This window comes from Sphingomonas sp. M1A8_2b (assembly GCF_053345535.1).
The window spans coordinates 1,111,500-1,134,763 of sequence record NZ_JBKFAH010000001.1 but is presented as its reverse complement, the minus strand read 5'-3'; the positions used below and the strand labels follow the sequence as shown (position 1 = coordinate 1,134,763).

At 66.0% G+C, this 23,264-nt stretch carries 23 protein-coding genes and 1 other RNA gene; 19 read left to right on the top strand and 5 right to left on the bottom strand.

The features are described from left to right. Positions 1-22 precede the first annotated feature (22 nt). The 7 genes from rbfA (at position 23) to ACLBWL_RS05250 (ending at position 7,117) form a co-directional block, all read left to right on the top strand. Positions 23-412 carry a 30S ribosome-binding factor RbfA gene (gene rbfA / locus ACLBWL_RS05280; RefSeq protein ID WP_056051571.1) on the top strand — a complete coding sequence of 130 codons (390 nt, stop codon included), beginning with the start codon at positions 23-25 and terminating at the stop codon, positions 410-412. Between the two features lie 404 nt (positions 413-816). Next, positions 817-1,392 carry a thymidine kinase gene (locus ACLBWL_RS05275; RefSeq protein ID WP_447790862.1) on the top strand — a complete coding sequence of 192 codons (576 nt, stop codon included), beginning with the start codon at positions 817-819 and terminating at the stop codon, positions 1,390-1,392. A 64-nt stretch (positions 1,393-1,456) separates the two neighbouring features. After that, the gene (gene truB / locus ACLBWL_RS05270) at positions 1,457-2,479 is read left to right on the top strand and encodes a tRNA pseudouridine(55) synthase TruB (protein WP_447790860.1); all 1,023 of its coding nucleotides are present in this window, start codon (positions 1,457-1,459) and stop codon (positions 2,477-2,479) included. 18 nt (positions 2,480-2,497) lie between these two features. Continuing rightward, a complete protein-coding gene (rpsO, locus tag ACLBWL_RS05265; protein ID WP_055881152.1) occupies positions 2,498-2,767 on the top strand; it encodes a 30S ribosomal protein S15 in 270 nt (89 codons plus the stop codon). Between the two features lie 192 nt (positions 2,768-2,959). Then, complete coding sequence (gene pnp, locus ACLBWL_RS05260; RefSeq protein WP_447790857.1) at positions 2,960-5,368, top strand: polyribonucleotide nucleotidyltransferase; 2,409 nt, start codon at positions 2,960-2,962, stop codon at positions 5,366-5,368. 216 nt (positions 5,369-5,584) lie between these two features. Further along, positions 5,585-5,947 (top strand): response regulator, encoded by a 363-nt coding sequence (locus tag ACLBWL_RS05255; RefSeq protein WP_447790855.1) that lies wholly within the window; start codon positions 5,585-5,587, stop codon positions 5,945-5,947. A 438-nt stretch (positions 5,948-6,385) separates the two neighbouring features. Continuing rightward, entirely contained in the window at positions 6,386-7,117 is a 732-nt protein-coding gene (locus ACLBWL_RS05250) for a hypothetical protein (protein WP_447790853.1), read from the top strand. Positions 7,118-7,164: 47 nt separating this feature from the next. Here ACLBWL_RS05250 and ssrA read toward each other — a convergent pair. Then, positions 7,165-7,520: a transfer-messenger RNA gene (gene ssrA / locus ACLBWL_RS05245) on the bottom strand. Between the two features lie 100 nt (positions 7,521-7,620). Here ssrA and ACLBWL_RS05240 point away from each other — a divergent pair. Further along, on the top strand, positions 7,621-8,052 hold the full coding sequence (locus tag ACLBWL_RS05240; protein ID WP_447790851.1) for an RrF2 family transcriptional regulator: 432 nt from the start codon (positions 7,621-7,623) through the stop codon (positions 8,050-8,052). Between the two features lie 148 nt (positions 8,053-8,200). On the opposite strand, the gene mscL is transcribed toward ACLBWL_RS05240, so the two are convergent. Beyond that, positions 8,201-8,650: a large conductance mechanosensitive channel protein MscL gene (mscL, locus tag ACLBWL_RS05235; protein ID WP_447790848.1), complete on the bottom strand. Its 450-nt coding sequence runs from the start codon at positions 8,648-8,650 to the stop codon at positions 8,201-8,203. Between the two features lie 104 nt (positions 8,651-8,754). Between mscL and ACLBWL_RS05230 the strand changes: the two genes are divergently transcribed. From ACLBWL_RS05230 to ACLBWL_RS05215, 4 genes are read left to right on the top strand one after another with little or no spacing between them, the layout of a single operon-like run. Continuing rightward, positions 8,755-9,351 (top strand): LemA family protein, encoded by a 597-nt coding sequence (locus tag ACLBWL_RS05230; protein ID WP_447790846.1) that lies wholly within the window; start codon positions 8,755-8,757, stop codon positions 9,349-9,351. Between the two features lie 16 nt (positions 9,352-9,367). After that, complete coding sequence (locus tag ACLBWL_RS05225) at positions 9,368-10,213, top strand: TPM domain-containing protein (RefSeq protein WP_447790844.1); 846 nt, start codon at positions 9,368-9,370, stop codon at positions 10,211-10,213. Position 10,214: 1 nt separating this feature from the next. Next, the gene (locus tag ACLBWL_RS05220) at positions 10,215-10,880 is read left to right on the top strand and encodes a TPM domain-containing protein (RefSeq protein ID WP_447790842.1); all 666 of its coding nucleotides are present in this window, start codon (positions 10,215-10,217) and stop codon (positions 10,878-10,880) included. After that, positions 10,877-11,380, top strand: a complete 504-nt coding sequence (locus ACLBWL_RS05215) for an NUDIX hydrolase (protein ID WP_447790840.1) — start codon at positions 10,877-10,879, stop codon at positions 11,378-11,380. The genes ACLBWL_RS05220 and ACLBWL_RS05215 overlap by 4 nt, the downstream gene beginning before the upstream one ends. A 285-nt stretch (positions 11,381-11,665) precedes the next feature. On the opposite strand, the gene ACLBWL_RS05210 is transcribed toward ACLBWL_RS05215, so the two are convergent. Together ACLBWL_RS05210 and hrpB are read right to left on the bottom strand one after the other, a co-directional pair. Beyond that, complete coding sequence (locus ACLBWL_RS05210) at positions 11,666-11,947, bottom strand: ETC complex I subunit (protein WP_447790838.1); 282 nt, start codon at positions 11,945-11,947, stop codon at positions 11,666-11,668. An 8-nt stretch (positions 11,948-11,955) separates the two neighbouring features. Continuing rightward, a complete protein-coding gene (gene hrpB / locus ACLBWL_RS05205; protein ID WP_447792010.1) occupies positions 11,956-14,478 on the bottom strand; it encodes an ATP-dependent helicase HrpB in 2,523 nt (840 codons plus the stop codon). A gap of 523 nt (positions 14,479-15,001) precedes the next feature. Here hrpB and ACLBWL_RS05200 point away from each other — a divergent pair. The 3 genes from ACLBWL_RS05200 (at position 15,002) to ACLBWL_RS05190 (ending at position 19,474) form a co-directional block, all read left to right on the top strand. Next, positions 15,002-17,521: a penicillin-binding protein 1A gene (locus tag ACLBWL_RS05200; protein WP_447790836.1), complete on the top strand. Its 2,520-nt coding sequence runs from the start codon at positions 15,002-15,004 to the stop codon at positions 17,519-17,521. A gap of 106 nt (positions 17,522-17,627) precedes the next feature. Beyond that, entirely contained in the window at positions 17,628-18,755 is a 1,128-nt protein-coding gene (prfB, locus tag ACLBWL_RS05195) for a peptide chain release factor 2 (protein WP_447790834.1), read from the top strand. Between the two features lie 23 nt (positions 18,756-18,778). After that, positions 18,779-19,474, top strand: coding sequence for a class I SAM-dependent methyltransferase (locus ACLBWL_RS05190; protein ID WP_447790832.1), 696 nt, complete (start codon positions 18,779-18,781; stop codon positions 19,472-19,474). A 206-nt stretch (positions 19,475-19,680) separates the two neighbouring features. Here ACLBWL_RS05190 and ACLBWL_RS05185 read toward each other — a convergent pair whose 3' ends face one another. Beyond that, positions 19,681-20,058, bottom strand: coding sequence for a JAB domain-containing protein (locus ACLBWL_RS05185; protein WP_447790830.1), 378 nt, complete (start codon positions 20,056-20,058; stop codon positions 19,681-19,683). 100 nt (positions 20,059-20,158) lie between these two features. Between ACLBWL_RS05185 and ACLBWL_RS05180 the strand changes: the two genes are divergently transcribed. From ACLBWL_RS05180 to ACLBWL_RS05165, 4 genes are all read left to right on the top strand, one after another. Then, a complete protein-coding gene (locus ACLBWL_RS05180; protein WP_447790828.1) occupies positions 20,159-20,953 on the top strand; it encodes a thymidylate synthase in 795 nt (264 codons plus the stop codon). A gap of 76 nt (positions 20,954-21,029) precedes the next feature. After that, positions 21,030-21,548: a hemerythrin domain-containing protein gene (locus ACLBWL_RS05175; RefSeq protein ID WP_056411702.1), complete on the top strand. Its 519-nt coding sequence runs from the start codon at positions 21,030-21,032 to the stop codon at positions 21,546-21,548. A gap of 189 nt (positions 21,549-21,737) precedes the next feature. After that, positions 21,738-22,202, top strand: coding sequence for a dihydrofolate reductase (locus ACLBWL_RS05170; RefSeq protein WP_447790825.1), 465 nt, complete (start codon positions 21,738-21,740; stop codon positions 22,200-22,202). 126 nt (positions 22,203-22,328) lie between these two features. After that, entirely contained in the window at positions 22,329-23,252 is a 924-nt protein-coding gene (locus ACLBWL_RS05165; RefSeq protein ID WP_447790823.1) for a bifunctional riboflavin kinase/FAD synthetase, read from the top strand. The last annotated feature ends 12 nt before the right edge of the window (positions 23,253-23,264 follow it).

The following is a 23,264-nucleotide window of genomic DNA, read 5'->3' as shown; positions in this document are numbered from 1 at the left end:
GAGGGGCGAGGGAGTTAGAAGAATGAAGACCGATACCCCAGAAGCGAAGGCCGTCCGCTCGTTGCGAGTCGGCGAACAGGCGCGTCATGCGCTGTCAGACATCCTCGCGCGCGGCGACGTCCACGATCCGGTGCTCGAAAAGCACCTCGTGACGATCACCGAAGTCCGCATGTCCCCCGACCTCCGCCACGCCACCGTCTTCGTGAAGCCGTTGCTCGGCAAGGACGAGGAAAAGGTGCTGAAGGCGCTCCGCACCAACACAGCCTACCTCCAGCGCGAAGTCGCGAACCGGGTGCAGATGCGATATGCGGCGAAGTTGAAGTTTCTCGCGGACGAGAGCTTTGACGAGGGCACGCACATCGACCAGTTGTTGCGTGATCCGCATGTTGCGCGGGATCTGACAGAAGATTGATTTTGCTGGGCCGCTAGTGCTCCAGTTGCAGGACGTCAGGACTGACGGCGGATCGAGTCTAATGCCTCGCCCGCCCCATCCCGTTCCCTGCCCCCTCCGCCCCGAGCGCCCCGCCCCCTTCCGTTCGTGCTGAGTAGAAACCGAGTAGCTCCCTAAGGAGCGTATCGAGGGCTCGCATCGAAGCACAGGTTCCGCGCGCCACCCATCCTTAGATACGCCGCTTCGACAAGCTCAGCAGCTACTCGGGACGAACGGATGGTGGGACCAAGGTCGGGGGAGATGATGTAGCGACGGCCGAACCTGGTGGATGACGGTGGGACGGGAGCAGGTTTCTGGTCTCGGAATACCGGGCCGTAGCGCGCTACGGGTCTGGACATCCGCCCAGCTTCCCGCTCTTTGCCCTCATGGCCAAGCTGTATTTCTACTACGCCTCGATGAACGCGGGGAAGTCGACGAACCTGTTGCAGGCGGACTTCAACTACCGTGAGCGGGGGATGCGGACTATGTTGTTTACAGCCGCGATCGACGACCGGTTCGCGGCGGGGACGATCACGTCGCGGATCGGGCTGGAGGCGCCGGCGATCGCGTTCGATGCGGGGACGGATATCGGGGCCTGCGTGGCGAGGCAGCACGGCGAGGATGCGATTTCCTGCGTGTTGGTCGACGAGGCGCAGTTTCTGACCTCTGCACAGGTGGATCAGCTCGCGTATGTCTGCGACGTGGTTGGGATACCGGTGCTGGCGTACGGGTTGCGGACCGATTTTCAGGGGGCGCTGTTTCCGGGGTCGGCGCGGTTGTTGGCGCTGGCGGACTCGTTGGTAGAGATCAAGTCGGTTTGCGGGTGTGGGCGGAAAGCTACGATGAACCTGCGGGTCGACGGGAACGGGCGGGCGATTGCCGAAGGGCAGCAGACCGAGATTGGCGGGAATGACCGCTATGTCGCGCTGTGTCGGCGGCATTTTTGTGAGGCTTTGGGGTAGGCTTCACCCCTCCCCGTAGATGGGTGGCCGCTCCCGCCTCAATTGAATTTTAGGACTTACGCGCATGCATGGCTGGATCATTCTCGACAAGCCGCTGGGGCTTGGCTCGACGCAGGGCGTGTCGGCGGTGAAGCGTGCCTTGCGCAGCGGCGGGTATGGGAAGTTCAAGGTGGGGCATGGGGGGACGCTCGATCCGCTCGCTACCGGCGTGCTGCCGATTGCGGTTGGGGAGGCGACCAAGCTGGCCGGGCGGATGCTCGATAGCGACAAGATCTATGATTTTACGGTGATGTTCGGGGTTCAGACGGATACGCTGGATGCTGAAGGCGTGAGCATCGCTACGTCCGATGTTCGGCCGACTCTGGCGGCGGTGGAGGCGGTGCTCGCGCAGTTTACCGGGCCGATTTCTCAGGTGCCGCCGGCGTATTCGGCGCTGAAGGTGGATGGGGAGCGGGCTTATGATCTGGCGCGCGCCGGGCATGAGGTGGTGCTCGCGAGCCGGGATGTGACGATTCATTCGCTATCCTCCCCGGTACGGGGAGGGGGACCAGCGCAGCTGGTGGAGGGGGGCTTCCGCGAGCGTTCCGCTGGTGGCGCCCCCCCCTCCACCACCGTCCAAGCGGACGGCGGTCCCCCTCCCCGTGCCGGGGAGGAATTGCAGCCCACCCTGCCCCACTCCTCCCTCGAAGAGGTCACGCTCACTGCGCATGTCTCCAAGGGCACCTACATCCGCAGCCTAGCCCGCGACATCGCGATCGCGCTCGGCACCGTCGGCCACGTTACCATGCTGCGCCGCACCAAGGCCGGCCCGTTCGACCTCACGTCCGCGATATCGCTGGACAAACTGGACGAACTCGCTAGAGGCAACGCGCTTGAAGATGTACTTCTGCCCTTGAGGGTGGCGCTGGACGACATCCCGGCTCTCTCCCTCACCCCCGACCAGGCAGGGGCGCTCCGACAGGGGCGTATCTTGGCCGGGATCGCCGCAGACGATGGCCAATACTTCGCCGAACTGGACGCTGTCCCGGTCGCGCTGGTCGAGGTCGAGGACGGAAACGTCCGGGTCGTTCGCGGTTTCAATCTGTGATGTCGAGGACATGAATTCATGACGATTACCGCTGAACGCAAGACCGAGCTCGTCAAGGAGCATTCGCGCGCCGAGGGTGACACCGGTTCGCCGGAAGTCCAGGTCGCGATCCTGACCGAGCGCATCAAGAACCTGACCGAGCATTTCAAGGGCCACAAGAAGGACAACCACTCGCGTCGTGGTCTTCTCATGATGGTCAACAAGCGCCGGACGCTGCTGGATTATCTCCGTCACAAGGACGGCCAGCGCTATCTGGATCTGATCGCGAAGCTCGGTCTCCGCAAGTAACCTAGACGGCTCCCCTCGGGGGGCCGTTTTCGTATATAGGGTTTTGATTCCGCGCATTTCGCGCGGAGGCAAACGCCAGGACACAATTCGGTGCACTGGCAAGGAGCGACAACTCGCTCCACACCGCCGCGGGCCGGCTAAGCCCGCACATAGGCCCCGTTCGCATCTGGCGACCGGAGTGAAGGAAAAAGAATGTTCGATACCAAGACCGTAAGCGCCCAGTGGGGCGGCAAGACGCTGACGCTCGAGACCGGCCGCGTTGCGCGCCAGGCCAATGGCGCAGTGCTCGCCACCCTCGGCGAGACCGTCGTTCTGTGCGCCGTGACGGCTGCACGGACCGTCAAGGAAGGGCAGGATTTCTTCCCGCTCACCGTCCATTACCAGGAGAAGTTCTCCGCGAGCGGCCGCATCCCCGGCGGCTTCTTCAAGCGTGAGCGCGGCGCGACCGAGAAGGAGACGCTGACCAGCCGTCTCATCGATCGCCCGATCCGTCCCCTCTTCCCAGAGGGTTTCTACAACGAGATCAACGTGATCTGCCAGGTTCTGTCGTATGACGGCGAGAACGAGCCGGACGTCCTCGCAATGGTCGCGGCCTCCGCAGCCCTGACGATCTCGGGCGTGCCGTTCATGGGCCCGATCGGCGCAGCACGCGTCGGTTACGTCGATGGCGCGTACATCCTCAACCCGACGCTGGAAGAAGCCAAGGCTGGCGATCTCGACCTCGTCGTCGCCGCCACCGGCCAGGCCGTGATGATGGTCGAATCGGAAGCCAAGGAGCTTTCGGAAGAGATCATGCTCGGCGCCGTGCAGTTCGCCCACAAGGCGTGCCGCGAAGCCGCCAACCTGATCATCGATCTGGCCGAGATGGCTGCCAAAGATCCTTGGGAAATGGCCGAGCAGGCTGATCTCTCGACCGCCAAGGACAAGCTGAAGAAGCTGATCGGCAAGGACATCGCGGCCGCCTACAAGGTGACCGACAAGTCCAAGCGCTCCGACCTGCTGAATGCCGCTCGTGCAAAGGGCAAGACCGCATTTGCGGACGCGTCCCCGCAGGACCAGATGGCAGCCGGCAAGCTGATGAAGAAGCTGGAGGCGGAGATCGTCCGCGGCGCCATCCTCAAGGACGGCACCCGCATCGACGGCCGCACCACCACGCAGATCCGTCCGATCGAGGCGATGGTCCACTTCCTCCCGCGTACGCACGGCTCTGCGCTGTTCACGCGCGGCGAGACGCAGTCGATCTGCACCACCACGCTCGGTACGCGCGATGCGGAGCAGATGATCGACGGCCTCAACGGGCTTTCGTACGAAAACTTCATGCTGCACTACAACTTCCCGCCCTACTCGGTCGGTGAAGTCGGTCGCTTCGGTGCGCCGGGTCGTCGCGAAGTCGGTCACGGCAAGCTCGCCTGGCGCGCGCTGCACCCGGTGCTGCCGACCAAGGAAGAGTTCCCGTACACGATCCGCGTGCTGTCGGACATCACCGAGAGCAACGGTTCGTCGTCGATGGCGACGGTCTGCGGCGGTTCGCTGTCGATGATGGATGCGGGCGTTCCGCTGAAGCGTCCGGTGTCGGGCATCGCGATGGGCCTGATCCTCGAGGGCAAGAACTTCGCGGTTCTCAGCGACATCCTCGGCGACGAGGATCACCTCGGCGACATGGACTTCAAGGTTGCGGGCACGTCCGAGGGCATCACCACGATGCAGATGGACATCAAGATCGCCGGCATCACCGAAGAGATCATGGGCAAGGCACTGGCGCAGGCCAAGGAAGGCCGCGCGCACATCCTGGGCGAGATGGCCAAGGCACTCGACCACACGCGTGAGGAACTGTCGGCGCACGCACCGCGCATCGAGAGCTTCCAGATCGACAAGTCGAAGATCCGTGAAGTCATCGGCACCGGCGGCAAGGTGATCCGCGAGATCGTCGCGCAGACCGGCGCCAAGGTCGACATCGACGACGAGGGCGTGATCAAGGTGTCGTCGTCCGACCCCGCGCAGATCGAAGCCGCGATCAAGTGGATCAAGGGCCTCGTCGAGGAAGCCGAAGTCGGCAAGGTCTATGACGGCAAGGTCGTCAACCTGGTCGATTTCGGGGCGTTCGTGAACTTCATGGGTGGCAAGGACGGTCTCGTCCACGTGTCCGAAATCAAGAACGAGCGCGTCGAGAAGGTGTCCGACGCCCTGACCGAAGGCCAGGAGGTCAAGGTCAAGGTTCTCGAGATCGATCCGCGCGGCAAGGTGCGCCTGTCGATGCGTGTCGTCGACCAGACGACCGGCGAAGAGCTGGAGGACACGCGTCCTGCCCGTGAGCCCCGTGAAGGCGGTGATCGTGGTCCGCGCGGTCCGCGTCGTGATGGCGATGGCGGCCGTGATGCTGGTGGCAACGGCGGTGGCCGTGGTCCGCGCGGCGAAGGCGGCGGCGGCGATCGTGGCTCGCGTGGCCCGCGTCGTGACGGCGATGGCGGCCGTGATGCCGGCGGTGGCCGTGGCCCGCGTCGTGATGGCGGCGGTGGCGAGCGCGCTCCCCGCGCCGAGCGTTCCGAGGGCGACAAGGCCCCCGAATTCGCTCCGGCGTTCCTGACGGGCGATCGCGACTGATACGCGCTGCCTCACGGCACGCGGTGAAGGGGCTCGGGCAACCGGGCCCCTTTTTCGTGCGCTCCCCCGTATTCGAGCCCCTTTTCGGATACCAAATTCGGCGATGACAAGGGTTTGCGCCGGGTCGAGCCCCGATTGTGACAAACGCGGGAACGGTCGGATCGCTCGACAGTTCGATCCGCTATGACAAGCATTCTCAAGCCGGTAGTATTGTTGGTGGACGACGACGCGCTTGTCCGCGTCCACTCCTTTCTCGCACTCGAAGATGCGGGTTTCGAGGTAATCGAAGCCGAGGACGCCGCCGAGGCGCTCGCGCATCTCGAGGTGCGCTCCGACATCTCGGCGATGCTCACCGACGTGCGAATGCCCGGCGACCTCGATGGCGTCGGCTTGGCAAGCAAGGTCCGCAGCGAACGGCCTGGCATCTCCATCCTGGTCACGTCCGGCACCGATGACGTCGCTGCGCTGGACCTGCCGAAGGATATCCGGTTCGTTCGGAAGCCCTATACGGGCATACAGTTGCTGAATATGCTGACGATGGTTCATCCACAGCCCGTTCACGCCGATCTTTCCGCCTAACGAATTTTATCGTCAGAAGAGACGGGATCCCGTCAAACGCGATACTTGGCAGCAAGTGACGTAGCCGGGCGTCGAGGGTCGGCTCAGGCTCGAGGCGGATCAACACGCCATCGGCATAGAATCCGACGAAGGCATTTACACCGTCGATGAGGTGTTCGCCCTAGTCGAGGCATTTGATCGCCGTGCGATATCCCATAACAAGATCGGAATTCTGAGCGGGATTAACATCGCTTCTGCAACATAAGCTGCACCATCCGTCAAGAACCGCGATGTTGAAGGTTGTGCTAACGTATAGAGACTCGATCTCGATAATAGTCGATTAATTGCTTGAGATCCGTCGCGATTAAACACCACGCGTATCTCATCAGTGAAATACTTGGCAGGTTACTAAAAAATGGCGCACGCTTAGGTTCGAGACCTTCCGAGTCGGGGACGAAGATGGCAGTTTCAACGGATGGCCCGACCGATCGTCGATCGGTGTTGCGCAACGAGCGCCGGTTCTTTCTGGTCATGGCGCTGGTGATCGCCGCTACGGTGATCTTCGGCTTCACGCTCAACGCCTGGCGGATGCACTGGTCGTTTCTGACGCTGCCGTTCCAAGTCCACCTCCACGCCGCGATCTTCTCATCATGGATTGTTCTTTATGCGGTGCAGAACACGCTGATCGTGCGGGGATCGCTCGCGCTCCACCGCGGGCTTGGGGTTTTGGGGGCGGTGATCGCGACGGCAATGGTCGTGGTCGGTATCCTCACCACCGTTCTGGCGATCCGCGACCACCGCGTGCCCTTTTTCTTTCCGCCCGGCATATTCCTGGTGCTCGACGTCGTCGGGGTGCTCGGCTTTGGCATGCTCACGGCCTCGGCGATCGCACTGCGCAGACAGGCGGCGTGGCACAAGCGGCTGATGCTGTGCGGGACGATCCTGGTGATGTCGCCCGCGATCGGGCGGATCCTGCCGATGCCGTTGCTGGGCAAGTTCGCGGGGCTCGGCGTCTTCGCGGTGATGGCCCTCTACGTTATCGCCGGCATGATCTTCGACCTGAAATCGCGTGGCCGGGTACATCCTGCCTACTGGTGGGGCGCCGCCGTGCTGGTCATTACGCAGGTCGTCATCGGGCCGCTCGGAATGAGCCCGCCGGTGCTCAGCCTCGTGTCGCGCCTCGCTGCGTGATGTGGGAAAGTGGGGAGCTTCTGTTGCTCGGTGCCCCCCGTACCGCCGGTGTCCACTTCTGTTGCCCGGTGTGGCCCGAACCGCGCTTTCGTCCGTATAACTTAGGTCGTTAGACCGTCAGTTATGCGGCAATTGCGAGTGCTTCGTTATCGTTGGCACTTGTGTATGGGCCGTTGCGGTGGTCCCATTCCGAGCGAAACATAGCGTCGTTGAACACACGTCGATCCTAGTTCGACCCCGTCATCGTCCCCCTCTCGCGAAGAGGGCGGTGGTGGAGTCGCCGGGTACTGCCCCCGGGTCCGCTGTGTCTATGACACGCCACGGTTTATCGCCATAGCCGCCAAGAGAAGATTCCCCCGACGGCAAACCCGATATAGGGGAGGCGCAGCACGATGAAAAGGCCGTGGCAGACGGCTTTTTTATCATCAAGCCGCGATGACTAGCACGCAACGTGCCAAACCGCCTTCCGCTCGCCACAAAGCGCGTGCATAGCAACCTGCATTATGTTGACGCAGCGCTCCCGCTACGCGCTCCGCGCGATGATCTTCCTTGGCGGTGCCCCCGCCGGTGGCCCTCCCATCCCGATGACGCGGATCGCCGCCGAGGCGAACGTGCCGCGAAAATTCCTTGAGCTGATCCTCGCCGATCTGCGCGAGTCCGGGCTTTTGATCAGCCATCGCGGCAAGATGGGCGGCTATTGCCTGTCGCGGCCGAGCCATCTGATCTCGCTCGGCGAAGTCATCCGGATCATTGAGGGGCCGCTCGCGCTGGTGCCCTGCGTGAGCCGCACTGCATACCGCCCCTGCCCCGACTGCAAGAGCGAAGCCGACTGCGCGATCCGCCATGCGATGATGCGCGTGCGCGACGAAACCGCGCGAATCCTGGATGGGACGAGCTTGGCGGACGCCAACGCCGAGGATCTGGTAGCGGCGTGACCCTGTCCTTCTCCCCTCGGGGAGAAGGTGGCGCGGCAGCGTCGGATGAGGGGGCGTTGGGATACGCTCCCGAGCCTCAAGCCCCTCACCCTTCCGTCGCCTAACGGCTCCTCCCTCCCTCTCCCCACAGGGGAGAGGGACAAGGCGGTCACCCGCGCGCCTTCAACTCGTCACGGATCTCACGCAGCAGCGCGATCTCGACCGGCTCCGGCGCAGGCGCGGCCGCCACGGTCGCCTTCTCGCGCTCCAGCATCGCCGCCGCACGGTTCACCACGCGCAGCACCATGAAGATGATGAACGCGACGATCACGAAATTGACGATCTGCGTCGCGAATTCGCCATAGCCGAGCAGCGGCACGCCCGCCTTCTTGAGCGCCGCGTAATCGGTGAGCGAGCCGACATAGCCCGCCGGCACTGGTCCCATCCGCCAGAAATAGCTCGAGAAATCGAGCCCGCCGAAGATCTTGCCGATGATCGGCATCAGCACGTCGTCGGTCAGCGACGTCACGATCTTGCCGAACGCCGCACCGATGATCACCGCGATCGCCAGGTCGAGCACGTTGCCGCGCATGATGAACGTCTTGAATTCCTTGAGCATCCGCGCCCCCTTCCGTTGCCCGGCCGAGGCTAGCCACCGATTTCGGTTTCGCCAACCCTGCCGACTGTCCTATGAGGGTGACACAGGTATTCAGGAGAGCCCCGATGTCACGTGCCCCAATCGTCCGCGGTACCGCCGCGATCCTGCTCGCATCGGCGCTGGCCGGGTGCGGCATCAACAGCATCCCGACCGCCGAGGAAAACGTGAAGGCGCGCTGGGCCGACGTCCAGAACGACTATCAGCGCCGCGCCGACCTGATCCCCAACCTCGTCGCGACGGTGAAGGCGGCGGGCGCGCAGGAGAAGAGCATCCTCGTCGAAGTCACGCAGGCCCGTGCCGCCGCGAACACCGTCCAGGTGTCGGGCGACGACCTGACCGATCCCGCCAAGATCGCGCAGTTCTCGCGCGTGCAGGGTGCCGTCGGGCTGTCGTTGCAGCGTTTGCAGGAGGCGTATCCCGAGCTGAAGAGCCAGGCCAACTACACCACGCTGATGAGCCAGCTCGAAGGCACCGAGAACCGCATCACGATCGCGCGACGCGATTACAACGGTGCGGTGCAGGCCTATAACACCAAGATCCGCACCTTCCCCGACGCGGTCGGCGCGAAGATCTTCTACGGTGCCAAGCCGATGGTGCCGTTCGCGGCGACCACGCCGGGTGCCGAGACCGCGCCGACGGTGAACTTCGGCAACGCGAGCTGATATCGGGGTCTGCGCGATGATCCGCTATCTCGTCACGCTGGCGTTCGCGGTGCTGCTGGGTAGCAGCGCCGCGACCGCGCAGACCTTCCCCAAGTTCACCGGCTTCGTCGTCGATGCGGCGAACGTGATCCCACCCGATCAGGAAGCGGCGCTCACCAAGCGGCTCGACGACCTGCAAAGGACGACCGGCAACCAGCTGGTCGTAGCGACCGTCCCCGATCTCGAAGGCTATCCGATCGAGGATTACGGCAATCGGCTGCTGCGAAGCTGGGGCGTCGGGCTGAAGGACGCGAACAACGGCGCGATCCTGCTGGTCGCGCCGAACGACCGAAAGGTGCGGATCGAGGTCGGCTATGGCCTGGAGCCGGTGCTCACCGACGCGTTCTCCAGCGTCGTCATCAACCAGCAGATCCTGCCGCGCTTCAAGGCGGGCGACATTCCCGGCGGCATCGTTGCGGGGACGAACGCGGTCGCGGACCAGCTCGCGTTGCCCGATGCCGAGGCACGCGCGAAGGTGACGGCGGCGGCGGCGGAATACGACAGGACGCATGCGCGCAAGACCGGCGGCGGCGGTGTGCCGATCGGGCTGATCTTCTTCGGCATAGTCATGGCAGCGATCGTCATCCCAATGATTTCGCGGCGGGTCAGCGGACAGCGCTATACCGATGGCGGGCGTGCCGGCGGCAGCGGTGCCTTGCCGATCGTGTTGTGGAGCATTGCCGACGCGATGACCCGTGGCGGTGGCGGTGGCGGCGGAAGCTGGGGCAGCGGTGATAGCGGCGGTGGCGGCTGGGGCGGCGGTGGTTTCGGTGGCGGCGGCGGGGGATCCGGCGGCGGCGGCGGCGCCTCGGGGGGATGGTAAGATGCGGCTGAGCGACACCGACCACGACCGCGTGACGGCGGCGGTCACCAAGGCGGAGACCGCGACGACCGGCGAGATCGTCACGATCGTCGCGAACCAGTCCGACGCCTATCACGACGTGTCGCTGCACTGGGCGGTGCTCGCGATGCTGCTGACGCTGGCGCTGCTCGCGTTCCACCCGGTCACGGCGGACCACATCTACGCGCTGGTCGATCCCTGGCAGGCGGCACCGCAGGGTGCGCTGTACGTGGTCGCGCTGGTGCTGGCGACCCTGGTGTTCCTGGCGGTGCGGCTGATGCTGGCGGCGACGGCGGCACGGGTGGCGCTGACGCCGGGTGCGACCAAGGCGCGGCGCGTGCGGCGGCGGGCTTTACTCCTGTTTCGCGCGGGGGCCGAGAAGCGCACCAAAGGCTCGACCGGGGTGCTGCTGTATCTGTCGCTGGCCGAGCACCGTGCCGAGATCATCGCCGACGATGCGATCCACTCGCGCGTGCAGAACGAGACCTGGGGCGCGGCGATGGCGGCGGTTCTCGCCGGCGTCCGCGACGATCGTCCCGCCGACGGCATGGCCGATGCGGTGGCGCAGATCGGCGCGGTATTGGCGGAACATTTCCCGCGGACCGGTGCGCCGGTCAACGAACTTCCCGACAGGCTGATCGAACTATGAGCACGACCGCATGGGCCGGTAAATACATCACCGTACAGACCGAAGGCACCTGGGAATTCGCCGCGCGCCAAGGCCAGATCGCGGCGGCGGTGATCGTCGCGATCGACGAGGGCGACGTGATCCTGGTAGAGCAGTTCCGCGTGCCGCTGGGCCGCGCATGTCTCGAACTGCCGGCGGGACTGGTCGGTGACGAAACCGCGGGCGAAAGCGTCGCGGTGGCGGCCGGTCGCGAGCTGGAGGAGGAGACCGGCTACCGCGCAGACGCGATCGAGGATCTGGGCGTGTTCTATTCGTCGCCGGGGATGACGTCGGAATGCTTCACACTGGTGCGCGCGACCGGGCTGACGAAGGTCGGCGATGGGGGCGGCGATGGTGACGAGAACATCACCGTGCACCGCGTGCCGCTGGCGGACGTGCCGGCGTTCGTGGCGGAGAAGCGGGCTGCTGGCGTGGCGATCGATACCAAGATGCTGCTGATCCTGGCGGGATCGATACTCTAGGGTCTGGTGGCGCGCCCGCCCCACCCCCTCACCCTTCCCACGGCGAAGTCGCCGCGGGCCCCTTCCCTCTCCCCGTTGGGAGAGAGTGAGACGCCGGAGGCGGCGATTGGTGTTTTCCCAGTCCCTCAGCCACTCCGTCACCCCGGGCTTGTTCCGGGATCTACGGATTCGCGTAGTCTAGGGCCTGCGAGTGTGTGGAAGGGTGGATGCCGGAACGAGTCCGGCATGACGGGGTGTTCGGGAGGCGGTCAGCTGAAGGAAAGCGGGGTAATTCCCCCGCACCGCTTACTTGAAATTATCCGCGTAGCTCTGCAGCTTCAGCGTCTTCTGCGGCGCGGGGACGACGGTGTAGCCGACCCCTTCCCGCTCGCAGTGCGCGATCGCCGCTTCCGCCGTCGGGAACAGCAGGCGCACCTGGTCACGGGTGTCGCCGCTGCCGGCCCAGCCGGTGAGCGGGTCGGGGCGTTTCGGCTCCGAGGGTTCGAATTCAAGTTGCCAGGCGTCGGTCCGGTGCTTGCCGGACTGCATGGCGTTCTTGGGGCGCTGGAAGATACGGGCGGTTGGCATGAGCCCCCTTATCGCGAACCGGCGGCCCTTGCATCCGCCTTTTTCGTGCGGAGCGTCGCGGACGCCGCGGCGGGGTCGTCGGGCCAGGGATGCTTGGGGTAACGACCGCGCATTTCCTTCGCCACCGCGGTCCAGCTGCCGGCCCAGAAACCGGGCAGGTCGCGCGTCGTCTGGATCGGGCGGCCAGCGGGGGATGTGAGGCTCAGCACCAGCGGTACGCGCGCTTCGCCGATCGTCGGATGCACCGCGAGGCCGAACAGGGCTTGCACGCGGAGCTCTACGCGGGGGCCGCCTTCGGCTGCGTAGTCGATCGCGTGCGTGCTGCCGGCGGGGCTGGTGAAATCGGGCGGGGCTAAGCGGTTGATCGTCTGCATTGCGTCCCAGCCAAGCAGGTTGCGCAGCGCTTCGGCAAGCGCGCCGGGGGCGATCGCGTCGAGTCGGCGTTTTCCGGCCAGGAGCGGTGCGAGCCATTCGTCGACGCGGTCGAGCAGGGTCGCGTCATCGAGCGGTACGCCCGCATAGGCGGCGCGGTCGCGCAGGGCTTGGGCGCCGTCGCTCCATGGGAGCAGCGCGAGGCCTTGCTCGCGGACGCCGTCGATGAGCGCGGCGAGGATCGCGTCGGGATCGGCGCCGCTGTCGGGGCCGCTCGACAGGCGGATCGCGCCGAGGCGGCGTTCGCGGAGGGTCTGGATGCCGCCGGTTGTGGGGTCGAACGTGACGGTGCGGCGGGATTCGATGCGGTCGGCGAAGAGGGTTTCGACAGTGGCCTGGTCGATCGCCACGGCGGAGAGAATGCGAGCGCCGGCAGCCGAGCCTTGCGTGTCGGCGACCGCGAGCCATTCGGAGCGGGCGAGCGGCGAGGTCGGGTCGAGCTTGAACCCGCGTCCGCCGACCGAGGCCCAGGTCTCGCCGGACGCGTCGCGGCGGCGTGCGACGCGATCGGGGAAGCCCAGCGCGACGCACACTTCTGCTCCCCTCCCGCTTGCGGGAGGGGTCGGGGGAGGGGCTGACCCAGCAGTGCCGCGCGCTTGGGGTATGTCGCGCCCTCCCCCGACCCCTCCCGCAAGCGGGAGGGGGGCAAGTTTCGCCCATCTCTCCGCCATTGCTCGCGCTGCATTAGCTTTGGCCCCGCGTTCGGTTTTCCAGCGGCGGAGGCGGGTTTCGAGGTCGACGTCCTGTCCGCCGATGCCGCGTTCGCCGAGCAGGACGGCGATCTGGGCTGCGACCGGCGCCAAGACGCGTTCGCCCGCTCGCAGGAGCATGTGCGCGAGTCTTGGCGGCATCGGGAGTTTGGCGATGGCGCGGCCGTGTGCCGTCGGGCGACCATCCTCGATCGCTTCCAGCGTCGTCAGTCTCGCCATCGCCTCGTCGATCGCGGCGGCGGGGGGCGGGTCGATCCAGCGGAGGTCGCGCGGATCGCCGACACCCCATAATGCGCACGCCAGCACTAGCGCGGACAGGTCCGCCTCCAGAATTTCTGGCGGGTCGTAGCGCGGAAGGCCGGCGGTGGCCGCTTCCTCCCACAAGCGATACGCGATGCCCGGCCCGAGGCGCGCCGCGCGGCCGGCGCGTTGCGTGACCGCCGCTTGGCTCGCGCGCTCGGTGACCAAACGCGTCATGCCGGCGGCGCGGTCGTAACGGGGGCGCCTCGCCAGCCCGGAGTCGACGACGATGCGGATGCCGTCGAGCGTCAGGCTGGTCTCGGCAATACTGGTGGCGAGCACGACTTTGCGCCGAGCGTCTGGCTCCGGGAGGATCGCGGCACGTTGCGCGGCGGGATCGAGGCTGCCGTGGAGTTCGTGCAAGACGATGTCGTCGGGCAGATTGGCGAGGCGGTCGGCGGTGCGTTCGATCTCCGCGACGCCGGGGAGGAAGGCGAGCACGCCTCCCTCCGCTTCGCCGAGTGCGCGGCGGATGGCGGCGGCGACCGAGTCCTCGATGCGGAGTTCGGCTTGGCGGCCGATGTGGCGGAGTGTCAGCGGATAGCTTCGGCCTTCGCTTTCGATGACGGGAGCGTCGTCCATCAATGCTGCAAACCGCGCGCCGTCGAGCGTTGCGGACATCGCGACGATGCGGAGGTCGGGGCGGAAACCGGCTTGCACGTCGAGCGCCAGCGCGAGGCCGAAATCGCCGTCAAGGCTGCGTTCGTGGACTTCGTCGAACAGGACTGCCGACACGCCGGCGAGTTCGGGGTCGGCCTGGATGCGCGCGACGAAGATACCTTCCGTGATGACTGTGACGCGGGTGGCGGCGGAGCGCTTGCTGTCCATCCGGGTGGCGTAGCCGAAGGTCTGGCCGACGGGCTCGCTGGCGGTGGAGGCCATGCGTTCGGCGGCAGCACGGGCGGCGAGACGGCGGGGGGAGAGGAGGAGAATCTCGCCGGTGCACCAGGGTTCGGTGAGGAGCGCTGGGGCGACGGCCGTGGTTTTGCCGGCGCCCGGGGGGGCGACGAGCACCGCGGAGGTGCGGTCGCGGAGAGTGGCGAGGAGGTCGGGGAGTACGGTCAGGATCGGGAGCGGCGGCGGGGTCATGCGCGCCTGCTGCCACAACGGGGGGTTGGGTGACAGGTTTTGTGCGCGCACGTGCGCGTCGTTCAGGTACCGATTAGGGCCAAAGCGAATGTGGCGGTTTTGCGATCCTCCCCCGCCAGGGGGAGGTGGCTGGCGCTTGCCAGACGGAGGGGGAGGTACGCGACGACCTCGGCTCCATATCCTCCCCCTCCGTCACCTTCGGTGCCACCTCCCCCTGGCGGGGGAGGATCGTTAGGCCTTCGGGAGGGTCGATGGCCTACCCACCCGCCAACGGCACCACCCCGGCGAAGGCCGGGGTCCAATTGGGAACCGTCGCTGACTGCTGTTGCGCTCCGTTATTGCCACCTCTCCAATTGGGCCCCGGCCTTCGCCGGGGTGGTGCGCATATGCGAACGGAGTGGGCACCGAACGCGCTTAGAGCAGCGAACCTCTGCCGGACGCGTTACCAAACCTCGCCCCGCCCCCCCATCGCACCGGAGGCTGGCAAGCGCGCGCTAACCTGCTAGACGCTCCGCCAGTAATCATGGCGTCCGATCCCTTCCCCACCTCGACGACGGCGACAGGCCGCACCTCCGACCGGTTACGCGGTGGTCTCGCTCGCGCTTGGGCGAGTCGGTGGACCAAGGCGGCACTCGTACTGGTCGGGCTCGGCCTAATCGCGATCTTCGCGTTCTGGTTTACGGTCATGCGCGACCTGCCCTCGGTGGATACGCTGCGCACCTACGAGCCGCCGCTGCCGACCAACGTCCGTGGCATCGACGGCGAGCCGATCCATTCCTACGCGCGCGAACGCCGCGTCGAGCTGAGCTACGCCGAATATCCGCCGCTGCTGGTGAAGGCGTTCCTCGCCGCCGAGGACAAGTCGTTCTTCGAGCATCACGGCGTCGATTATCCCGGCCTCGCCGGCGCGGTGTATGATTATGCGACCAAGCTCGGCACAGGCAAGCGCGCCAAGGGCGGCTCGACGATCACGCAGCAGGTCGCCAAGAACCTGTTGATCGGCAACGCCTATTCGCCATCGCGGAAGCTCCGCGAGGCGGTGCTGGCGTACAAGATCGAGGATACGTTGACCAAGGAGCAGATCCTCGAGCTGTACCTCAACCAGATCGCGCTCGGGCGTAACGCGTTCGGCGTCGAGGCGGCGAGCCATGCGTATTTCGACAAGGAGCTCGACCAGCTCGATCTCGCGCAGATGGCGTATCTCGCGATCCTGCCCAAGGGCCCGTCGAACTACGATCCAGTGCGCAACACCGAGCGCGCGATGATCCGGCGCAACTATGTGCTCAACCGGATGCTCGACAACGGCTTCATCACGCGCGCGCAGCATGACCAGGCGAATGCCGAGCCGCTCGGCGCGGTAATGCGGCGGACGCCGAAGTTCGAGAGCGTCGGCGGTTATTTCGTCGAGGAAGTCCGTCGCCAGCTGATGGCGAAGTTTGGCGAGAACGCGAAGGACGGCCCCTACAGCGTCTATTCGGGCGGGCTGTGGGTGCGGACGTCGTTCGACGCGAAGCTGCAGGATCTGGCGCAGCAGGCCTTGCGTGATGGTCTGGTGCGGTTTGACAGCGGGCGTGGCTGGAACGGCCCCATCCGCCATGTCGAGATCGAGGACGACAACTGGCTCCAGCCTTTGCTCAACAGCAACATCGCGCTGGATTACCGCGATTGGGTCGCGGCGATCGTGACGGGCAAGGACGGCAATGCCTGGAGCCTCGGCTTCCGCACCGGCAAGACCGGCACGCTGCCGCGCTATGCCGCGCAGATTCCCGTGCGGGGCAAAGGCGGCAACGCGTTCGGCGCGATCAAGGTCGGCGACATCATCGCGGTGGCGCCGGACGGCGGCGAATTCTCGCTGCGGGCGATCCCCAAGGTCTCGGGCGCGTTCGTCGTCGAGGAGCCCGCGTCGGGCCGCGTTCTGGCGATGCAGGGCGGCTTCGACGACCGCTTGCAGGCGTTCAACCGCGCGACGCAGGCGATGCGCCAGCCGGGTTCGACGATCAAGCCGATCGTCTATTCCGCCGCGCTCGACAACGGGATGACGCCGGCCTCGATTATCGTCGACGGGCCGTTCTGCGTCTATCAAGGCGCGCGCCTTGGGCAGAAATGCTTCCGCAACTTCGGCAATTCGCGCGGGTCCGGTCCGCATACGATGCGCTGGGGTATCGAGCAGTCGCGCAACCTGATGACGGTGCGCGCCGCCGCGCAGACCGGCATGCCGAAGGTCGTCGCGACGATCAAGAAGATGGGCGTCGGCGATTACGCGCCGTATCTTTCCTACGCGCTCGGCGCGGGCGAGACGACCGTCGGGCGGATGGTCAACGCGTATTCGATCCTCGCGAACAACGGCAAGGGCGGGCCACCGTCGCTGATCGACTTCGTCCAGGACCGTCACGGCAAGGTGATCTGGCCGGAGAACTGGCGGCCCTGCGATCACTGCAACGCGCCCGACTGGGACGGCAAGCCGATGCCGCGGCCGATCACGCGCCAGCGCCAGGTGCTCGATGCTATGACCGCGTACCAGATGGTCCATATCACCGAAGGCGTCGTCCAGCGCGGTACCGCGGTGACGCTGCGCGATCTCGATCGGCCGATGTTCGGCAAGACCGGCACGAACAATGGCCCGACCGACGTGTGGTTCGTCGGTGGCACGCCGCAGTTCGTCGGTGGGCTGTATATCGGCTTCGATACGCCGCGGAATCTCGGCGGCGCTGCACAGGGCGGGACGCTCGCCGCGCCGATCTTCAAGCAGTTCGCGGTCAAGGCCTATGAGGACCTGCCCAAGCTGCCGTTCCGCGCGCCCGCGGGGATCCGTATGGTCCGGATCGATCGCGCGAGCGGCCGCCCGGTCTATGGCACCTGGCCGGATACCAGCGATCCGAAACCCGCAGTGATCTGGGAAGCGTTCAAGCCGGAGAGCGAACCGCGGCGTGCCGCGCGCCGCTCCGATGTCGCGCCCACGGCTGCTACGACGACGACCGCGGTGAAGAAGGCCGAAGCGCCGCGCGACAGCGATTTCTTGCAAAGACAAGGCGGAATCTACTAGCGCGCTTATATAGACGTCATCCCGGCACCCGCCGGAGACCCGCCCCGCTCGCTTGGGACGGCGATCCCGGCCTCCGCTGGGAAGACGGAATTTTTGGAGAATACCCATGCGCGCCGAAGCGCAGGCTCACGTAGACACCATCAACGACGCGCTGGCGCTGCTGCGCCGCTTCCTCGACTGGGACCGCGCGCTGCGTCGTCTCGACGAGCTGAACGCGCGCGTCGAGGATCAGGCGCTCTGGTCCGATCCCAAGGCTGCGCAGGAGGTGATGCGCGAGCGTCGTCGTCTCGACGAGGCGATCAGCGCGACGCGGGCGATCCAGAGCGAGCTCAGCGACACCGCCGAGCTGATCGAGATGGCCGAGGCCGAGGGCGATACCGCGATGGAGGCGGACGGCGTCGCCGCGCTCGCCGAACTCGCCGCGCGGGCCGACCGGGACAAGATCAGGGCGCTACTGGCCGGCGAAGCCGACGCGAACGATACCTATATCGAGGTCAACGCCGGCGCCGGCGGGACCGAGAGCCAGGACTGGGCGGGCATGCTCAGCCGGATGTATTCGCGCTGGGGCGAGCGCCACGGCCTGAAGGTAGAGTTGATCGACCAGCATTCGGGCGAGCAGGCGGGGATCAAGTCCGCTACGCTGCTGCTCAAGGGCGAGAACGCGTACGGCTATGCCAAGACCGAAAGCGGCGTCCACCGGCTCGTCCGGATCAGCCCATACGACTCGGCGGCACGGCGGCATACGTCGTTCGCCAGCGTCTGGGTGTATCCGGTCGTCGACGACAATATCGAGGTCGAGTATAACGAGAGCGACCTGCGCATCGACACCTATCGTGCGTCGGGTGCCGGCGGCCAGCACATCAACACGACCGATTCGGCGGTGCGCATCACGCACATTCCGACCGGCATCGTCGTGCAGTGCCAGAACCAGCGTTCGCAGCACAAGAACAAGGCCGAGGCGTACAACCAGCTCCGCGCGCGTCTGTACGAGCGCGAACTGGCGATTCGCGAGACTGCAGCGAATGCCGAGAATGCCGGCAAGACCGACATCGGCTGGGGCCACCAGATCCGCAGCTACGTGCTCCAGCCGTACCAGATGGTGAAGGACCTGCGCACCGGTGTCGTCTCGACCAGCCCGTCCGACGTACTCGACGGCGATCTCGAGATGTTCATGGCGGCGGCCCTGTCGCAGCGCGTGACCGGCGAGGCCGTCGAGGTGGAGGACGTCGATTGAGACTGAAGGGGATCTTCGCCCTGATGCTGTCGCCGGTTTTCCTGCTCGCGGCGTGTGACGGCAGCAAGCCGCTGATCAAGCGCGAGACCAAGGAGCCGGTGTTCCCGGCCGCCGATCGTCCGGTCGCGTCGATCGTCTCGGCGCGCTGGTCGAACGAGGAAGCGCGCGACCGGCTGAACGAGGCCGGCGAGGTGATGAACAAGGCCAAGATCCGCAAGGGCATGACGGTCGCCGACATCGGCGCGGGCGAAGGCTATTACACGATCCGCATGGCCGCGCGCGTCGGCAAGGACGGGCGCGTGCTGGCCGAGGACATCCTGCCCGCAGTGCGCGATCAGCTCGCCGAACGCGTCGCGCGCGAGGATCTGGCGAACGTCAGCGTGAAGCTGGGCGAAGCGAATGATCCCAAGCTGCCCGATGCGAGCTTCGACCGGGTCGTGATGGTCCACATGTATCACGAGATCGAGCAGCCCTACGAGTTCCTGTGGCGGTTGCGGCCGTCGCTGAAGCCCGACGGGCTGGTGGTGGTGGTCGACGCCAACCGCCCGACCCGCGATCACGGCACGCCGCCTGCCTTGCTGAAGTGCGAGTTCGCGGCGGTCGGGTATACCCAAGTGGACATGGACGACATGCCGTCGGCAGGTGGGTATCTGGCGACCTTCCGCGCGACTGGCCCGCGGCCGGCGCCGGAAGCGATCCGGGCTTGCCGGTTGGGGTGAGGCGCGATGTTGGCGTTGGCTTTGGCTTTGGCTTTGGCTTTGGCTTCGACTTCGATCCGAATTGCTAACCCAACCAACTGCACCACCCCGGCGGAGGCCGGGGCCCAATTGGAGAGGTCGCAGTAACGGTGTCCTGCGCTTCGTTAGCAACGTCCCCCAATTGGGCCCCGGCCTTCGCCGGGGTAGTAGAATTGGGGAAACAGTCCTCACACCACACCCATCGCCCGCAGGCTCGCCACCTCGTCTCCCGCGATCACCAGATGATCGAGCAACACCATTTCCAACGTCCGCAACCCCGCCGCGAGCGCCTGGGTAAATGCCACATCGCGCGCACTCGGCGTTGCGTCGCCGCTCGGATGGTTGTGCGCCATCACCACGCCGACCGCACCAAATCCCAACGCATCCGCCGCGATCGTCCGGATCGAAATCGCCACTCGATCCCGTCCGCCGACGACATGCCGCATCCCGAGAAGCCTCCGGTTCGGATCAAGATAGGCCACCGCCACCATCTCGATCGTGGCATTACGCAACGCCGTGAACAGCGCGCGAGCCGCCGCGAGGTCGGCGATACGAGGAGAAGGCACGGGCAACGGCAGCACAGACCCGCCTGCCCCACCGCATCCGCGACCGCACGCGCAACTGCATCCGCTTGAGCCCCCGCCCCCGCGCCGCTACGCAACCTCGATGCGCCAATATCTAGACCTCATGGACCGCGTGCTCTCGACCGGCGTCGAGACGATGGACCGCACCGGCACCGGCACGCTCAGCGTGTTCGGCGCGCAGATGCGCTTCGATCTCGCACAGGGCTTCCCCGTGCTCACCACCAAGAAGCTTCACCTTCGCTCGATCATCGTCGAGCTTTTGTGGTTCCTGCGCGGCGACACCAACGTGCGCTGGTTGCAGGACCGGAAGGTCGCGATCTGGGACGAGTGGGCGGACGACAACGGCGATCTAGGCCCGGTCTATGGCAAGCAGTGGCGCGACTGGGTCGCCGCCGATGGCCGCCACATCGACCAGATCGCCGAGCTGATCGACCAGATCAGGACCAACCCCGCGTCGCGCCGCCAGATCGTCAGCGCATGGAACCCCGGCGACCTGCACGCGATGGCGCTCGCGCCATGCCACTGCCTGTTCCAGACGCATGTCGCGAACGGCAAGCTGTCGCTCCAGCTCTACCAGCGCTCGGGCGACATCTTCCTCGGCGTGCCGTTCAACATCGCCAGCTACGCACTGCTCACGCATATCCTCGCGCAGCAATGCGGGCTGGAAGTCGGCGAGTTCATCTGGACTGGCGGCGACTGCCACCTCTATTCGAACCATCTGGAGCAGGCGCGGCTGCAACTGACGCGCGTGCCGGGTCCATTGCCGAGGCTCGAGGTCGTCCGGAAGCCAGACTCGATCGATGCATACGAGTATGAGGACTTCGTGCTTCATGGCTACGATGCGCAGCCGCATATAAAGGCGCCCGTCGCGGTCTGACAGAGAGAGCGAATCGCAATAGGAACCGCGGATTGCGCGCATGGTTGACCGTCCGAACCCATTCGGAAGGCCCATCATGGACATCACGCAGCTCATTCTCGACGAACATGCGCAGCAGCGCGCGCTGTTCGCGCAGATCGATTCGATCGACGCGAAGGATACCGAGGCGTTGTCGGCGCTCTGGACCCGCCTCAAGAACCTGCTCGACGCGCATGCCGAGGCCGAGGAGCGCTTCTTCTACCCGCGGCTGATGAAGATCGGCACCGGCGGCAACGACGCCGATTCGGCCGCCGAAGAGACCGAGGACGCGATCGAGGATCACAACGACATTCGCGAAACCGGCGAGGCGGTCGACAAGCATCCGGTCGGCTCGGACGCGTGGTTCGAGGCCGTCGGCGAGTGCAACAAGGCGAACAGCGATCACTTGGCGGAGGAGGAACGCCAGGGCCTGACCGATTTCCGCAAGCACGCGACGCTGGAAGAGCGGCACGAGCTTGGCGTGCGGTTCGCGGCGTTCGAGGCGAATCATCTGAACGGCGTGAAGGTCGTCGAGAAGGACCCTGAGGCGTATGTGAAGGAGCATGCGCCGAGCTGAACCACACCGTTTATCTACCACCCCGGCGAAGGCCGGGGCCCAATTGGCAAGGCCGGAGTACCGGAGCGCAGCGCTCATCAATGACGTTCCCCAATTGGGCCCCGGCCTTCGCCGGGGTGGAGTTAACGGCGGGGTGCCGACGTAAACCGGAGAGTAGCTCTCCGCCCCCCATTCCGGCATGACCGCCACATGATCACCTTCTACCTCGCCCGCGCCAGCAACGGCGTCATCGGCCGCGACGGGCAACTCCCCTGGCGCCTCCCCGCCGACCTGAAGCGTTTCAAGGCGCTGACGATGGGCAAGCCGATGGTGATGGGCCGGAAAACGTTCGAGAGTTTCCCGAGTCCCCTCCCCGGTCGCCGCCATATCGTCCTGACGCGGGGCGACTGGAGCGCGGACGGGGCAGAGGTCTCGCACTCGGTCGACGAGGCGCTGGCGATGGCCGGCGACGACGTGGCGGTGATCGGTGGCGCGCAGATTTACGCGCAGTTCCTTTCCCACGCGGATCGCATCGAGCTGACCGAAGTCCACGCCGCCCCCGATGGCGACGCGACCGTCCCCGTCTTCGACGGCTGGCACGAGATCGCGCGCGAAGACCACCCCGCCGAAAACGACCGCCCGGCCTATAGCTTCGTCACGCTCACCCGCCCCTGAGCTGTTCTCGCGCGAAGGCGGGAGCCCAGACTGGACTCCCGCCTTCGCGGGAGAACAAGAAAGTGCGGGCGGACAAGGTTACGGAAGGACTATCGCCGTTCGCGGCGGCTGGTTACTGAACCGCGCATGCAACGGCTCGACGGTGGCGCATCCCTCCCTTCGTATCTGGCGAACGGGATCATGGCGCTGGGTAATTTCGATGGATTCCATCTCGGCCACCAGGCGGTCGTCGCGCGCGCGGTCGCGTGGGCGAAATCGGAAGGCCGTCCCGCGCTGGTCGCGACGTTCGATCCGCATCCGGTGCGCCATTTCCGCCCCGACACGCCGCCGTTCAGGATCACCTCGCTCGACCAGCGGCAACGCCTGTTCGCCGAGGCCGGCGCGGATGCGATGGTCGTCTTCAATTTCGACGGCGATCTTGCCGCGCTGACCGCCGAGCGCTTCATTACCGAACGGCTCGAACGCAATCTGCGCGTGGCGGGCGTCGTCACCGGCGAGGACTTCACCTTCGGCAAGGGCAAGGCGGGCACCGTCCGCACGCTCGCCGGCCGCGGCCCCGCCCACGGGTTTCGCGCGGAAACCGTCGGCGCGGTATCGCTCGACGGCGAGACCGTCTCGTCGACCCGCATCCGCGAAGCCCTCCGCGCCGGAGACATGGCCACCGCCACCCGCCTGCTGACGCGGCCGTTCGCGATCCAGGGCTTCGTCCAGCACGGCGACAAGGTCGGCCGCACGATCGGCTATCCGACCGCCAATCTCGACATGGGCAATTACCTGCGCCCCGCCTACGGGATCTACGCAGTGACCGGGCGGCGGGAGGACGGTCGCGTGCTCAAGGGCGCCGCCAACCTCGGCATCCGCCCGAGCTTCGATCCGCCAAAGGAATTGCTCGAACCGCATTTCTTCGATTTCGGCGAGGACCTGTACGGCCAGCGGATCGAGGTTGCGCTGATCGAGTATCTCCGCCCCGAGGCGAAGTTCGCCAACCTCAATGCGCTCATCACGCAGATGGACGCCGACTGCGCGCGCGCGCGGACGATCCTGGCATAACCGCGCCCCTCT

Excerpts from the sequence above, each read along its gene's own strand:
- rbfA (WP_056051571.1), top strand. The coding sequence starts at position 23 with ATGAAGACCGATACCCCAGAAGCGAAGGCCGTCCGCTCGTTGCGAGTC.
- ACLBWL_RS05275 (WP_447790862.1), top strand. The coding sequence starts at position 817 with ATGGCCAAGCTGTATTTCTACTACGCCTCGATGAACGCGGGGAAGTCG.
- truB (WP_447790860.1), top strand. The coding sequence starts at position 1,457 with ATGCATGGCTGGATCATTCTCGACAAGCCGCTGGGGCTTGGCTCGACG.
- rpsO (WP_055881152.1), top strand. The coding sequence starts at position 2,498 with ATGACGATTACCGCTGAACGCAAGACCGAGCTCGTCAAGGAGCATTCG.
- pnp (WP_447790857.1), top strand. The coding sequence starts at position 2,960 with ATGTTCGATACCAAGACCGTAAGCGCCCAGTGGGGCGGCAAGACGCTG.
- ACLBWL_RS05250 (WP_447790853.1), top strand. The coding sequence starts at position 6,386 with ATGGCAGTTTCAACGGATGGCCCGACCGATCGTCGATCGGTGTTGCGC.
- ACLBWL_RS05240 (WP_447790851.1), top strand. The coding sequence starts at position 7,621 with ATGTTGACGCAGCGCTCCCGCTACGCGCTCCGCGCGATGATCTTCCTT.
- mscL (WP_447790848.1), bottom strand. The coding sequence starts at position 8,650 with ATGCTCAAGGAATTCAAGACGTTCATCATGCGCGGCAACGTGCTCGAC.
- ACLBWL_RS05230 (WP_447790846.1), top strand. The coding sequence starts at position 8,755 with ATGTCACGTGCCCCAATCGTCCGCGGTACCGCCGCGATCCTGCTCGCA.
- ACLBWL_RS05225 (WP_447790844.1), top strand. The coding sequence starts at position 9,368 with ATGATCCGCTATCTCGTCACGCTGGCGTTCGCGGTGCTGCTGGGTAGC.
- ACLBWL_RS05220 (WP_447790842.1), top strand. The coding sequence starts at position 10,215 with ATGCGGCTGAGCGACACCGACCACGACCGCGTGACGGCGGCGGTCACC.
- ACLBWL_RS05215 (WP_447790840.1), top strand. The coding sequence starts at position 10,877 with ATGAGCACGACCGCATGGGCCGGTAAATACATCACCGTACAGACCGAA.
- ACLBWL_RS05210 (WP_447790838.1), bottom strand. The coding sequence starts at position 11,947 with ATGCCAACCGCCCGTATCTTCCAGCGCCCCAAGAACGCCATGCAGTCC.
- hrpB (WP_447792010.1), bottom strand. The coding sequence starts at position 14,478 with ATGACCCCGCCGCCGCTCCCGATCCTGACCGTACTCCCCGACCTCCTC.
- ACLBWL_RS05200 (WP_447790836.1), top strand. The coding sequence starts at position 15,002 with ATGGCGTCCGATCCCTTCCCCACCTCGACGACGGCGACAGGCCGCACC.
- prfB (WP_447790834.1), top strand. The coding sequence starts at position 17,628 with ATGCGCGCCGAAGCGCAGGCTCACGTAGACACCATCAACGACGCGCTG.
- ACLBWL_RS05190 (WP_447790832.1), top strand. The coding sequence starts at position 18,779 with ATGCTGTCGCCGGTTTTCCTGCTCGCGGCGTGTGACGGCAGCAAGCCG.
- ACLBWL_RS05180 (WP_447790828.1), top strand. The coding sequence starts at position 20,159 with ATGCGCCAATATCTAGACCTCATGGACCGCGTGCTCTCGACCGGCGTC.
- ACLBWL_RS05175 (WP_056411702.1), top strand. The coding sequence starts at position 21,030 with ATGGACATCACGCAGCTCATTCTCGACGAACATGCGCAGCAGCGCGCG.
- ACLBWL_RS05170 (WP_447790825.1), top strand. The coding sequence starts at position 21,738 with ATGATCACCTTCTACCTCGCCCGCGCCAGCAACGGCGTCATCGGCCGC.
- ACLBWL_RS05165 (WP_447790823.1), top strand. The coding sequence starts at position 22,329 with ATGCAACGGCTCGACGGTGGCGCATCCCTCCCTTCGTATCTGGCGAAC.